Origin of the sequence: Flavobacterium sp. LHD-85 (assembly GCF_030929595.1) — a bacterium.
GTDB lineage: Bacteria > Bacteroidota > Bacteroidia > Flavobacteriales > Flavobacteriaceae > Flavobacterium.
Map to the genome: position 1 here is coordinate 61,997 of NZ_JAVFVR010000017.1, position 13,827 is coordinate 75,823.

13 protein-coding genes are annotated in these 13,827 nt (G+C 34.5%); 4 read left to right on the forward strand and 9 right to left on the reverse strand.

The features are described from left to right. Positions 1-80: 80 nt before the first annotated feature. The 4 genes from RB618_RS21290 (at position 81) to guaB (ending at position 4,671) form a co-directional block, all read left to right on the forward strand. Positions 81-947: a hydroxymethylglutaryl-CoA lyase gene (locus RB618_RS21290; RefSeq protein WP_308070644.1), complete on the forward strand. Its 867-nt coding sequence runs from the start codon at positions 81-83 to the stop codon at positions 945-947. A gap of 77 nt (positions 948-1,024) precedes the next feature. Beyond that, positions 1,025-1,576 carry a hypothetical protein gene (locus RB618_RS21295; RefSeq protein ID WP_308070645.1) on the forward strand — a complete coding sequence of 184 codons (552 nt, stop codon included), beginning with the start codon at positions 1,025-1,027 and terminating at the stop codon, positions 1,574-1,576. Next, positions 1,573-2,967, forward strand: a complete 1,395-nt coding sequence (locus RB618_RS21300) for a DUF5723 family protein (protein ID WP_308070646.1) — start codon at positions 1,573-1,575, stop codon at positions 2,965-2,967. The genes RB618_RS21295 and RB618_RS21300 overlap by 4 nt, the downstream gene beginning before the upstream one ends. Before the next feature lie 231 nt (positions 2,968-3,198). Then, positions 3,199-4,671, forward strand: a complete 1,473-nt coding sequence (gene guaB / locus RB618_RS21305) for an IMP dehydrogenase (RefSeq protein WP_308070647.1) — start codon at positions 3,199-3,201, stop codon at positions 4,669-4,671. A gap of 54 nt (positions 4,672-4,725) precedes the next feature. Here the strand turns inward: guaB and RB618_RS21310 are convergent, their stop codons facing one another. The 9 genes from RB618_RS21310 to RB618_RS21350 form a co-directional block, all read right to left on the reverse strand. Continuing rightward, the gene (locus RB618_RS21310; RefSeq protein ID WP_308070648.1) at positions 4,726-5,562 is read right to left on the reverse strand and encodes a hypothetical protein; all 837 of its coding nucleotides are present in this window, start codon (positions 5,560-5,562) and stop codon (positions 4,726-4,728) included. A 61-nt stretch (positions 5,563-5,623) separates the two neighbouring features. After that, positions 5,624-5,929: a hypothetical protein gene (locus RB618_RS21315; protein WP_308070649.1), complete on the reverse strand. Its 306-nt coding sequence runs from the start codon at positions 5,927-5,929 to the stop codon at positions 5,624-5,626. Between the two features lie 28 nt (positions 5,930-5,957). After that, positions 5,958-7,100 (reverse strand): NAD(P)/FAD-dependent oxidoreductase, encoded by a 1,143-nt coding sequence (locus RB618_RS21320; protein ID WP_308070650.1) that lies wholly within the window; start codon positions 7,098-7,100, stop codon positions 5,958-5,960. A 57-nt stretch (positions 7,101-7,157) separates the two neighbouring features. Beyond that, positions 7,158-7,748 carry a TetR/AcrR family transcriptional regulator gene (locus RB618_RS21325; RefSeq protein ID WP_308070651.1) on the reverse strand — a complete coding sequence of 197 codons (591 nt, stop codon included), beginning with the start codon at positions 7,746-7,748 and terminating at the stop codon, positions 7,158-7,160. 302 nt (positions 7,749-8,050) lie between these two features. Next, a complete protein-coding gene (locus RB618_RS21330; protein ID WP_308070652.1) occupies positions 8,051-8,935 on the reverse strand; it encodes a L,D-transpeptidase in 885 nt (294 codons plus the stop codon). 104 nt (positions 8,936-9,039) lie between these two features. Next, on the reverse strand, positions 9,040-9,621 hold the full coding sequence (gene nudK / locus RB618_RS21335; RefSeq protein WP_308070653.1) for a GDP-mannose pyrophosphatase NudK: 582 nt from the start codon (positions 9,619-9,621) through the stop codon (positions 9,040-9,042). A 56-nt stretch (positions 9,622-9,677) separates the two neighbouring features. Beyond that, entirely contained in the window at positions 9,678-10,949 is a 1,272-nt protein-coding gene (locus tag RB618_RS21340; protein WP_308070654.1) for an adenylosuccinate synthase, read from the reverse strand. Positions 10,950-11,045: 96 nt separating this feature from the next. Then, positions 11,046-11,510, reverse strand: coding sequence for a Fur family transcriptional regulator (locus tag RB618_RS21345; protein WP_008462215.1), 465 nt, complete (start codon positions 11,508-11,510; stop codon positions 11,046-11,048). A gap of 88 nt (positions 11,511-11,598) precedes the next feature. Continuing rightward, positions 11,599-13,818, reverse strand: coding sequence for a RelA/SpoT family protein (locus RB618_RS21350; RefSeq protein ID WP_308070655.1), 2,220 nt, complete (start codon positions 13,816-13,818; stop codon positions 11,599-11,601). Positions 13,819-13,827: the final 9 nt, after the last annotated feature.

Sequence of the window (13,827 nt, forward strand, 5' to 3'; positions counted from 1 at the left end):
TTAATAAATTTGTTTGCGCTAAAATTATCTTTTATTTCATTAAAAAAGGAACTAACTTAGCCTTAACAAAAGAATAAGCTTTGAGTAAAGAAATCAAAATCATCGAATGTCCTCGAGATGCCATGCAAGGCATTAAGGATTTTATTCCAACCAAAAATAAAGTTACCTACATACAAGCTTTGCTGCGAGTTGGCTTTGATACAATCGATTTTGGAAGTTTTGTTTCTCCAAAAGCTATTCCGCAAATGCAGGACACTGCTGCTGTTTTAGAACAACTTGATTTGTCTCAAACAACAAGCAAATTGCTTTCTATTATTGCCAACACACAAGGTGCAATAACAGCTGCAAGTTATGAGCAGATTCAATATTTAGGTTTTCCATTTTCTATTTCTGAGAACTTTCAGATGCGTAATACACACAAAACTATTGCAGAATCTTTGGTTACGCTAGAAGAAATTCTTGAGGTAGCTGATAAGAAAAATAAAGAAGTGGTTACGTATCTTTCTATGGGTTTCGGAAATCCGTATGGAGATCCGTGGAATGTTGAAATTGTAGGGGAGTGGACAGAAAAACTGGCTGGAATGGGCGTGAAAATTCTATCGCTTTCTGATACTGTCGGAACTTCTACACCAGAAGTGATTACTTATTTGTTTTCAGATTTAATCCCGAAATATCCTGGAATTGAGTTTGGTGCTCATTTGCATACAACTCCAGAAAGCTGGTTCGAGAAAATCGATGCAGCAGCAAAAGCAGGCTGTACCCGTTTTGACGGAGCTATTCAAGGTTTTGGAGGTTGTCCGATGGCAACCGATAAACTTACAGGAAATATGCCTACAGAAAAACTGGTTTCTTATTTTACTGCCAATAAAAGAATAACAGGACTTAATTCTCTTAGTTTTGAAAGTGCTTATAATGAAGCTTCTAAATTGTTTGGAAAGTTTCATTAAAAAAAGGTTATTTTTCTTACCTTAGATAATGAATGTAAAACAAATGCGTTACATTTAATATTGATACAACAGTTCTCATGGGATTAAGTTTTTTAAATAAAATTTCAAGTATATTATTTTCAGTCTTTTTATTATTTTCCTGTTCAAGCGATTTAAATTTTGATCAGGTAAACGATTTTAAGTTAGAGCCTGTATTTGTAGCAAACCTTGCTTATTTTGATATTCCTGCTAATCGGCTTGTAGATGATGGAGGTACTAATATTGGGTACGATTCTAGAGATTTTGATGTTTTTAAGAATAAGTTTTTTACTGAACGACTTAATAAAGCTGAGCTTGATTTTGAAGTTGAAAATAATATTGATCGCGCTTTTGTCTTAAATATGCTTTTGCTTAATGATCAGGATCAAGTCTTGCAAACTTTATCTTTTACGGTTCCGTCTTATAAAGGAACTCCAAACGTTATAAAATATCCAACAGAAGTTTTTGAAAACGCTCGTTTAGATCTTTTAAAACAAACTCAAAAAATAGGTTTTGTGGTAATAATTGCTGCAGGATCTCCATTAAATAGTGAAAGTCTTGGAAATTTAAAATTAAGATCAAGTGCAACAGCTTATTTAGTAATCGAATGAGAAAAGTACTGATTCTTTGCTTATTTTTCCATATTTCTTGTTTTGCCCAAAACAGAGAGCTTTTGTATAATTTCACTTCAATTCCGCAGTCTTCTCTTGTAAACCCAGGAGCTGATGTTTCGTATAAATATTATTTCGGATTTCCAGTTTTATCTGGAATTTCAGCAAATGTAGGTTCCAGCAGTTTTTCTGCTTATGATTTATTTTCAAATGATGGAGTCGATTTTAATCAAAAAGTGAGAGATGTTGTCAATAAATCTTCCAGCAATGATAAAGTAGTGACCAACCAGCAATTGGAAATATTTTCTGGCGGATTCAGGATTGGAGGAAGAGAAAGCCGTTCGTATGTTTCTTTCGGCTTATATCAGGAATTTGATTTCTTTATGTTTGTTCCAAAAGATTTAGCTTTATTGGCCTTAAACGGAAATCGAGATTATATCGGAAAATCGTTTAATCTTGGCGATTTAAGCATGAAAGCCGAAGTGCTTTCTGTTTTTCATGTTGGTTTTCATAAAAAAGTAAATGATAAATTTGTTTACGGAGGACATGCCAAAATTTATTCAAGTGGTGCAAATGCTACTTCGACAAAAAATTCAGGCTACATTTATACAGGTCAAGAATCTGGAACTCCAAACCTTTACAATCAGGTTATTTCTTCTAATTTAGAATTAAAAACTTCTGGACTTGCAAGTTTTACTAAAGACGAATACGAAGGAAATGTCGCACGTGATATTGCCAATAATACTTTTTTTAATGGAAGTCTAGGTTTGGGCATCGATGCCGGAATCACCTATTACATAAAAGACAATTTACAGTTAACGGCGAGTATTATAGATTTAGGTTTTATAAGACAAACCAAAGATATAGAAACTCTTACCTACAAAGGAACTTATCAATACAATGGTGCCAATCCTGATTTTTCAGGTTCAGATGATCCCGAAAATGTCTTCGATGAGTTTGATAAAGCAATTCCAAGAGATACCCTTTATAACAAGTATACAACATGGCGTCCGACAAAATTGTATTCTTCTATCGAATATTCATTTGGAGAAGCGCGTCCTGATGACGAATGTAATTGTCATGGAAAAGTCAATACCTATTATAAAAATGCAGTAGGAGTACAGCTTTTTGCAATGTCTGCACCTCGAACACCTTTATTTGCTTTAACGGCCTTTTACAGAAGAAATATTTTTAAGAAATTAGATTTGAAAGCCACTTATACTCTAGATACTTTTTCAAATACAAATATTGGTTTAGGGCTAGCAGGGACACTTGGTCCAGTAAATATTTATGCTTTGGTCAATAATGTTTTAGAATATAAAGATATCTCCAAAGCCAGCAGTGCGGCCTTTCAGCTCGGAATCAATTTTGTTTTTCAAGATAAAGAATAGAAATATTCAATTTTTCAAATTACTTCGTCTGTTCGCTATCGCTCGAGTCCAAATTCCAAACTCCCAAAAAAAAGCGAAGCTTTTTTTCGATCTAACTTGGAATTTGGAATTAAAAAAAATGGAATTTAATTTGAAAGACTTTTCTTGTAAAGTTAAATTTATGAATAAGTTAGTATTCAAGTTAGCAATTTATTCACTATATTTGCACGCAATTCAACTAGAAATTGCAACATGATAGCACACAACTCCAAGATTATCGGCGAAGGTTTAACTTACGACGATGTATTATTAGTACCTAACTACTCGAATGTGCTTCCTCGCGAAGTGAGCATTAAATCAAGATTCTCAAGAAACATTACATTAAACGTTCCGATTGTATCTGCTGCTATGGATACAGTTACAGAAAGTGCAATGGCAATTGCTATGGCGCAAGAAGGCGGAATTGGTGTTTTACATAAAAATATGACTATCGAACAGCAAGCAGGAAAAGTTCGAAAAGTAAAACGTGCAGAAGCAGGTATGATTATCGATCCGGTAACTTTACCAATGAACTCTACAATTGCTGACGCTAAAAACGCTATGAAAGAATTCGGAATCGGTGGTATTCCAATCGTTGACGAAAATAGAATTCTTAAAGGAATTGTTACCAATCGTGACTTGCGCTTTGAGAAAAACGGTGCAAGACCTATCGCTGAGGTTATGACAAGCCAAAACTTAGTAACTGTTGCTGAAGGAACTTCTTTAGAACAAGCAGAAGTAGTTTTACAAGGTCATAAAATCGAAAAATTACCAGTTGTAAATGCTCAAAATGAATTAGTTGGTTTAATTACATTTAGAGATATTACAAAACTAACTCAAAAGCCAATCGCTAATAAAGATTCTTTTGGTCGTTTAAGAGTTGCTGCTGCAATTGGAGTTACTGGAGACGCAGTTCAAAGAGCTGAAGCTTTGGTTGCTGCTGGTGTAGATGCAATTATTATCGATACAGCTCACGGACACACAGAAGGTGTGGTGAATGTATTGAAAGAAGTAAAATCAAAGTTCCCTCAAATAGACGTTGTGGTTGGAAACATCGCTACTCCAGAAGCTGCTAAATATTTAGTAGAAAATGGTGCTGACGGAGTAAAAGTTGGAATCGGACCTGGTTCTATCTGTACCACACGTATCGTTGCAGGTGTTGGTTTTCCTCAATTCTCGGCAGTTTTAGAAGTTGCCGCTGCAATTAAAGGAACTGGAGTTCCAGTTATTGCTGACGGTGGAATTCGTTACACAGGAGATATTCCTAAAGCTATCGCTGCAGGTGCTGACTGTGTAATGTTAGGTTCATTATTGGCAGGAACAAAAGAATCTCCAGGAGAAACTATCATTTTTGAAGGAAGAAAATTCAAATCTTACCGCGGAATGGGATCAGTTGAAGCAATGCAAACAGGATCTAAAGACCGTTATTTCCAAGATGTTGAAGATGACGTTAAGAAATTAGTTCCAGAAGGAATCGTTGGACGTGTTCCTTACAAAGGTGAATTAAACGAAAGTATGCTTCAGTTTATTGGAGGACTTCGTGCAGGTATGGGATACTGTGGTTCAAAAGATATTCCTACTTTACAGGAAACAGGGCGTTTCGTTAGAATCACGTCAAGCGGAATCACAGAAAGTCACCCGCATAACGTAACAATTACAAAAGAAGCTCCAAATTATTCTAGATAATTTTTAGTTTTTATATAAAACAAAAGGCGTAAGATTTAAATCTTACGCCTTTTTTTATTTGATTTTACTAATTCTGGCAGTTTGCTTTATGCTTGTGGCAGAGTTTAATTTAATGCCAAATTCATCTTGTTTCAAGTCAAACATAAGCTTCATATCTATGGCGCTTTCGCTCGCAAAATAATTAGGAATGTCGTATGTCATTTTTCCGGTTCCGGTTCCTGAGACAATAATGTTGTTTAAGTTTTCTGATGAAACATTTGCCGTATAAACCTGATTGATGTCAAAATAAGCATTTTTGTCAACGATATTTGTTAGTTTGTAAATAGTTGTGATTGACATATCAATGTTAAGTGCTCCAATTGGAATTGTAAGAGGACTTTCCTGAGAAAATGCTTCGCCAACTTTTAATTTTTTTTCCGGTAATGCAAGTTGGGAAAAAGAGCTTTTTACGATTTCAAAAATAGTGTTTTTAGATGCTTCATCAAGATCTTTTGCAACAATAGAATCTAATTTTGGCAATGCAGAAATTGATCCTTTCCCGTAGATTAAAGTGCCATTCGGGATTATAGTATTTCCTTTGTTGTCTAAAGATTTTATATATTCAATTACAACAGGAAAATTTCCTTCTGCATTTGTTTTGCCAGTTTTAAAAACTGACTCCATGTCGATAGTAGAATTAGTTATTGTCGGGTTTTTTACGCCAGTAGATTTTAATGTATTGAGAAAATCTTCAGATCCTTCATAAGTAAGTTCGTATGAAGCTGAATTTGTCATTGTTTGATTGTAAACAGTTTGAGGTGAGAACCGTATTTTAAAATCTAAAGTTTGATTGGACTGGCCGTAATTTAAAAATGTAACGGAAGTAAAAAGAAATAAATATAGTTTTTTCATAGGTAATTCAAAGCGCTTTTTTCGCTTAGAGAACGAAAGTAAGAAATAAAAACTACTTTATTCAGTTAGAATGGTTTTCTTTAAAAGTAAGGCTATTCTTTCTTAATTCTTCCAAGAGTTTTGGCAGACTGCTTTGACCAATTCCATGCAAAGACATAATCTCTTCTAGTGTATATTTTGATAAATCTTCTGCGGTTATAATGTTTTTGCTTTCTAAAGCTCGTCTAGCAGGGGCAGATAAAATAGATAAAAGTCCAGTTTTTGGCTTTTTTTCAGCTTCGCAAATGGGACAAGTAGGACAGTCGCTAGTTTTAATATAGCGATGCCCTTTTATGCAAGTTCTATTACTTTTTGAAGAATCGGTCATAGCTGTACTAAGCTATGAAATTTATTTTTTATTCGTAGCGACTATTCAAAATATCTTCGGCAACAATATCGGAATGCAGTAAATCTTCCATTTTCTTTGTCATACGTTGCGCTTCTAAAGCATAGCCAAACATTTTCTTTTCATAATCGGCAATTGCTTCATCAATGGTTTCAAATTTTCCGTTAGTCAAATTTTGTGTTAGATGAAATGCATCAAATAATCCCATATTTACGCCTTCACCAGCAAATGGAGGCATTAAGTGAGCGGCGTCGCCAGCAAGTGTAATGTTTGAATGTTCTTTCCAAGGTTCTTCTAAAGAAAATAAACGCAATGGCAAACCAGAAAATTCAGTTGATGCAGCAAAGAATTTTTTGTAATCATCTCCCCAGTTCTCGAAAGTTTCGTTTAAAAAAGAAATTACCGCTTTGTCATCTTCAAAATTGATTCCATGATTTGCAATCCAGTCTTCATCTGCTTTAAAAGAAACTCCAAAATGAACTGAACCGTCGCGCATAGTGTGTGTGTAAAACATTTTGTGTTCACCCATTGCCATAACATTTCCGTTTCCGTATTTAGGCTTAAACTCTGGATAATCTTGATCTGGGTTTGCAATTTCCCCTTGAATAATATACGTTCCAGAAAGCTGAGGTTCTCGATCGCTTACAAATTTTCTAGCGTTTGATCTTCCTCCATTTGCTACAATAACAAAATCTGCCGTTGTTTTTGTACCGTTTTTAAATTCTAAAATATATTGGTTTTGGGATTTTTCGAGGTTAATTAGTTGGCTGTCCCAAACAACAGTATCCTCTTTAAGATTATCCAGCATAATTTTTCTAAGATCGTTTCTGTCGATTTCTGGACGGGAGAAAGCATTGGTTTCATCTGGCATTTCATCAGAAGTAATATTTCCGTCCATATCAGCCATTTTCTCACCAGTAGGTCTAGCATATTTGTAGAATTCATCCATTAAATCTGCTTTCTGAATCGCATACTGACCAGAATCTGAATGGATATCAAGAGTTCCGCCAGAAGTTCTGGCTTGAGCGTCAATGTCTCTTTCGTAAACTGTAACATCAGCACCGTTTATTTGTAGAATTCTTGCAGTTGTTAGTCCAACGGGGCCTCCACCAATAATGGCTATTTTTTTATTTTTTATAATTGAAGTTTTCATTGTGTTTTGATATTATATCTAAAATTGATTTTTGCAATTGTTATTGTAATTGAAAAATTATGGAGTAAGCGCCTTTAAAACAAGATTAAAAGCTTCATTTTTAATGTTGTCATTAAGAATAAAAGATTTTCCAGACATTGATTTTCCGTCTCTATGAAATTCTAAAAGAGAATAAAGCGAACCATAAGCAATACTCCAAAAAACTTCATAAGGAACAGAAATGAGTTCTTTTCTCTCAATTGCCAAATGCATAAATTCGGTCATCATTTGCTTGTATTCCCCTGTTACCTCTTGTATGATTGCATCACCATGAGTAGAATGTCTTAAAAGTTCAAAACAGGTAGCTTGTAGCGCAAAATTTTGATTGAAATAAATACGGTTTTCCCATTGATTTCGTAATCCGTCTCTAAAAGACATATCGGTAGAGAAACCATCAAACATCTTTTCAAAGAAGTTCTGGCCAATTTCTATTCCGATTTTACGAATCAGGTCTTCCTTATCTGAATAATAGATATAAAGTGTAGCAACAGAAATGCCGCATTCTTTAGCCAAACGATTCATTCCAAAACCTTCCATGCCTTGGTTTACAATCATTTCTATCGCTTTTTGCTTTACAATTTCTTCTTTATTGATATCTCTTGTTCTCATAATTCTAATTGATTACGGTACAAAGATATTAATAATAAATGAACGATCGCTTATTTATTGTTTTTTTGAGATTCTAAGATGCTGAGGTTCTGAGATGCTGAGTCTTTTAGTGGGAAAGGCTTAAAGTTGCAAAGGTTTAAAAGTTTGAATGCTAATATGAATTGCCTCCAGCTTTAGCTGGAGGTTCATAATAGTTAAGTGGAGGGCTTAGCCAAATATTTGCATTATGAAACTAATAAGCATAAAAAAATCAGTTGAAATAAAGTATATCATTTCAGCTGATTCTGTATTTAGAGTATATTTTATAAAGTTTTTGTTGGCTCGGCTTCTCTTAGGTTTTGATTCTCTAAGATTTCCTTTAAATAAGGATTTATGATGTTTTCAATATCGCTTTCAGAGATGTTTAAAGCTTCAGGATCTGATGCCAATTGTAGCCAAGGTTTTGGTCCGTCAAAATCATAACTTCCAAAAACTACAACGGGGGTTCCTTTTACTTTTACATTTTCCCTGTCTTTCAAAATCCATTCGTCGGCAAATTTATAAAGATATTTAGCGTCTTTTTCTAATAGGCGTAAGCAAGAATGTGATGCTGGATATCCTGGCAAGTCATATTGATGAAAACCAACTCCAAGTTTATTTTCAATATTAAAATTCCATTTCAAATCCCATTCGTCGTTAAAGGTGCTGGTTGTCTGTTCTGCTTTCCAATTGGTGAAAAACAATCCGGTAGGAGTAGGATCTTTTTTTCTTCCCATATTGGTTGGACCTGTACGAACCAATTCGCCGTTTTCGTAAGCAGCAAAAGTTTGGGTTGGATATGAAAAGAGAACAATTTTTGAAACCTCCTCTAAAGCTGAAACATGTAATGGAAACGGGAGGTAATAAACTAAATCTCCGCTAAAATCTGCTGGAATAACAACAGAATCTAGTTTCTTAAAATTAGCTTTGTCTGTTCGGTTAAGGGCGTAAACAATATCCATTTTAGAACTGTCAGCTTCATTTAGTTTTAGCCATTCTTTCGCATTCGTTATTTGATAAGCAATCGTTTCTGGCTTTTTATATTCAATTACTTTCTTTTTATCTTTTTTATTTTCGGTCAATGTAATAGTATCGGTTTTTTTGCAAGAACCTAATAAAACCAACATCAAGATTAGTAGTACGTTTGCTGTGTAATATAACTTTTTCATAGATTGAATTTTTATGAATATAAAGTTATAAATCTGATAGCTGAAAAGGGTTACATAATTTTTTGAATTGGTTTCGGGATTTACATTTTACCAAGCTAAAATGTTTATATCAGGTTTTTAATTTTAGCATGCTGCAGCAGCATAATAGTTTTTGCATCAGTAATTTCTCCAGATTCAATCATGGCGTAAGCTTCATCAAAAGTAAATTCTAAAACCTCAATATTTTCTTGTTCAGCATCTAGTCCACCACCTTCGCTTACTGTCATGCTTTCGTCATATTCTCCAATAAAAAGATATAAAATTTCCGTTACTGCGCCTGGAGACATATAGGTTTCAAAAACTTTCTGAACTTTAGAAATGCGATAACCAGTTTCTTCTTCAGTTTCGCGAATAATTGCCGTTTCGGGATTGTCTTTGTCCAAAAGTCCAGCGCAAACTTCAATCATCATTCCGTCCTTATTTCCATTAAGGAAAGTAGGCAGACGAAATTGGCGTGTTAGAATAATTGTCTTTTTAGTTGAATTGTATAATAAAATTCCAGCACCATTACCGCGATCGTAAACTTCACGGGTGTGAATTTCAGATGCACCATTTTCTTTTTGGTAATCGAAAGTAACACGGTTTAAGATATACCAATTGTCTGATAATAATTTAGTTTCTTTAATTTCAACTTTCGGATTTTTCATAAATGAAATAATTTGTATAAAAAAAACGCTCTGATTATCAGAGCGTTTAAAATGTATTATTTTGTTATTGTTTGTTTTCTATCTGGTCCAACCGATACAATTTTGATTGGCACTTCGATTTCTTTTTCAATAAACTCAATATATTCTTTTAGCTCAATTGGCAATTGATCGTAAGTTGTCATTCCAGTTAAATCTTGTTTCCATCCTTTAAACTCTTTATAAACCGGAGTAACATTTTCTGGTTCAATGTTGTAAGGGAAGTGAGAAATGTTTTGTCCTTTGTAGTTGTATTCAGTACAAACTTTTAAAGTTTCGAAACCAGAAAGAACGTCACCTTTCATCATCATTAACTGAGTAACTCCGTTAACTTGAACCGCATATTTTAAAGCAACAAGGTCTAACCATCCGCAACGTCTTTGTCTTCCTGTTACAGAACCAAATTCGTTACCCACTTTTGCCATTGTAGCACCAACTTCGTCAAAAAGTTCAGTTGGGAAAGGTCCGCTACCTACACGTGTAACGTAAGCTTTGAAAATTCCATAAACCTCTTTGATTTTGTTAGGAGCAATTCCTAAACCTGTACAAGCTCCAGCAGCAGTAGTATTTGATGAAGTTACGAAAGGATAAGTTCCGAAATCAACATCTAATAAAGATCCTTGAGCACCTTCGCAAAGAATAGATTTTCCAGCTTTTTGTGCTTGGTGCATGTATTCTTCACTGTCAATGAAATCTAATTTCTTTAATTCTTCAATAGCTTCAAAGAATTCTTTTTCTAATTCTGCTAAGTTGTATTGAATGTTAACATCATAGAAAGCAATCATTGCCTCGTGTTTGTCAGCCAAAGCTCTGTAGCGATCTTTAAAATCTTCTAATTCGATATCTCCAACACGTAAACCGTTTCTACCTGTTTTGTCCATGTAAGTTGGTCCAATTCCTTTAAGAGTAGAACCAATTTTTGCTTTTCCTTTTGAAGCTTCAGAAGCTGCGTCAAGCAAACGGTGAGTAGGTAAAATTAAGTGCGCTTTTCTAGAAATGATCAATTTGCTTTTGATGTCAAGGTTGAATTTTTCTAAACCTTCAATTTCTTTTTGAAAAACTACAGGATCAATTACAACTCCATTTCCGATGATATTTACTGAATTTTTGTGAAAAATTCCAGAAGGAATCGTTCTAAGTACGTGTTTAATTCCGTCAAATTCTAGCGTATGTCCTGCATTTGGTCCTCCTTGAAAACGTGCAATAATATCGTAATTTGAGGTAAGTACGTCTACAATTTTTCCTTTACCTTCATCTCCCCATTGTAATCCTAGTAATAAATCTACGGTCATTCTGTTTTAATTTGCGTTGGGACAATCTAAGTCGTCCTACTGATTATGTAGTTAATTTTCTTTTTTTATTTTTTTGAAAAAGTCTAACGGAATAGACTATGAATTTGAATTTTGCTTTTTGTTTCCGTAGAAATAAAGCGAATGATTAGTGATTTCAATATCAAAAATTTCTTCGATAGTTTTTTTGATGGTTTGAATTCTTGGATCACAAAATTCGATTACCTCACCAGAATCTGTCATAATGATATGGTCATGCTGTTTATCAAAATATGATTTTTCGTAGTAAGCCTGATTTTGTCCAAATTGATGTTTTCTAACCAAAGCGCAGTCTAACAATAACTCGATCGTGTTGTATAAAGTAGCTCTACTCACACGATAGTTCTTGTTTTTCATCTTGATATAAAGGTTTTCTATATCAAAATGCTCCTCGCTATCGTAAATTTCCTGAAGTATAGCATAACGCTCAGGAGTTTTGCGATGCCCTTTTTGTTCAAGATATAGTGTAAAAACATTTTTTACAATTTCTTGATTCTTAGTGTTGTCAGTTGAAATAAGTGTCATATCCGGCAAAGATAATTTTTTATTTTTAATGAATAAAAGTTTCGGGTTTAAAGTTTCGTTACAAAATTCTTATAGTTTCCCTAAAAAGTTAGGTTCTGTACTCTCTAGTAACCTTATCGACCCCATCAATTTTCTTAATGGCGCTAATCATTTTTTTCAAAATCGTATTGTTTTTCACAATTACAGCAACTTGTCCGTGGAAAATTCCAGCATCGGTACTTAGCGAAATACTTTGAATATTTACGCTCATATTGTTTGAAATTACCTTTGTCAATTGGTTGGTAAGTCCTAAAACGTCCATTCCTGTAATATTGATAATGGCTTTGAATTCTTCTTGAGAAGAGTCAATCCATTTGGCACTCATGATTCTGTAAGCATAATTAGACTGCATTCCAATAGCGTTTGGACAATCTTTTTTATGCACTTTTATTCCTTCATTTATCGTAACAAAACCAAAAACGTCATCACCAGGAATTGGATTGCAGCATTGCGATAATTTATAATCCAGTTTGTCATGTTCTGTTCCAAAAACCAACATGTCATAATTGCTGCTGATGACTGGTTTGTGAATATCCTCGTCTGCGGTATCTTTGGTTCGTTTAATTTTATTTTTGAAGAAATTGATAAACGAATTGCTTTTCTGTGCCGCATAATCTTTTAACTGCTGATTTTCAATCGCGCCAATTCCAACTCGGTAAAATAAATCTAAACTCGTTTTAAGTTTGAAAAAGTTTACAAGTTCATTGGTTACTTGCTCATTAAACGTAACTTTTAAGTGTTTTAATTTTCTAACAAGTAATTCTTTTCCTTCTTCTGCAATTTTTTTAGTGTTCTCGTTAAGAACGTTTTTAATTTTATTTTTAGCTCTCGAAGTTGTTACATATTCTAACCAGTTTACAGTTGGTTTCTGATTTGGAGAAGTAATCACTTCGACCTGATCACCACTTTTTAATTCGTAGTTTAGAGGGACTAAACGTCCGTTTACACGAGTTCCGCGGGTTTTAATTCCAATTTCAGAGTGAATGCTAAATGCAAAATCGAGGGAAGTAGCGCCTTTTGGCAACGATTTGATTTCTCCTTTTGGCGTAAAGACGAAGATTTCTTTAGAATACAGATTCATTTTAAAATCTTCTACAAAATCAACGGCATTGGTTTCTGGATTCTCCAAAGCTTCGCGAAGAAGATTTAGCCAAGTATCCAGACCGCTTTCTTCTGTCGCACCGTTTTTATATTTGTAGTGCGCTGCGTAACCTTTTTCGGCGATTTCGTCCATACGTTCGCTTCGCACCTGAACTTCGACCCAGCGTCCTTTTGGACCCATTACAGTAATGTGAAGTGCTTCATAACCAGTTGATTTTGGCGATGAAATCCAGTCACGCAAACGGCTAGGGCTAGGACGATAATGATCGGTTACGATAGAATATATTTTCCAAGCGATGAATTTTTCTTCATGCGGATCGGCTTTGTAAACAATTCGAAGTGCAAACTTGTCATAAACTTCATCGAAAGTTACGTTTTGCGCACGCATTTTTCGGCGAATAGAGTAAATCGATTTTGGTCGACCTTTGATGATATAATCAATGTCTTCATTGTCTAAAGATTTCTTCAAAACCTCCGAAATATCTTTGATATAGGCATCCTGTTGTTCTTTGGTCTCACGAATTTTACTTACAATGTCTTCATAGACTGCTGGTTCGGTATATTTTAATCCTAAATCTTCAAGTTTGGTTTTAATGTTGTAAAGTCCCAAACGGTGGGCTAGAGGAGCATAAATGTATAAAGTTTCAGATGCGATTTTGGTCTGTTTATATTCCGCCATCGAATCCATGGTTTGCATGTTATGAAGACGATCAGCTAGTTTAATTAAAATTACACGTACATCATCATTCAGTGTCAGAATCATTTTTCTGAAATTCTCCGCCTGCATTGAAGCATTTAGGTCTTTTTGAACTAACGAAATTTTCGTAAGTCCTTCAACCAGCTGAGCCACTTTCGGGTTGAATAAACGTTCAATGTCTTCGACTGTCATTGGTGTATCTTCGACAACATCGTGAAGTAAGGCCGCGGCGATAGAGGTCGCACCCAGACCAATTTCTGAGGCAACAATTTTTGCAACTGCAATAGGATGAAAGATATAGGCTTCGCCCGATTTACGTCTCTGTTCTTTGTGAGCATCAACGGCAACATCAAAAGCTTTTCTAATTAATTTCTTGTCAGTAGGGCTTAAAGTTTGGTAACTTATTCGAAGTAATTCCTTGTATTCCTGCGCAATAGCTTTGTTTTCTTTTTCTATATCTATTTCTGTCATAACGGCATA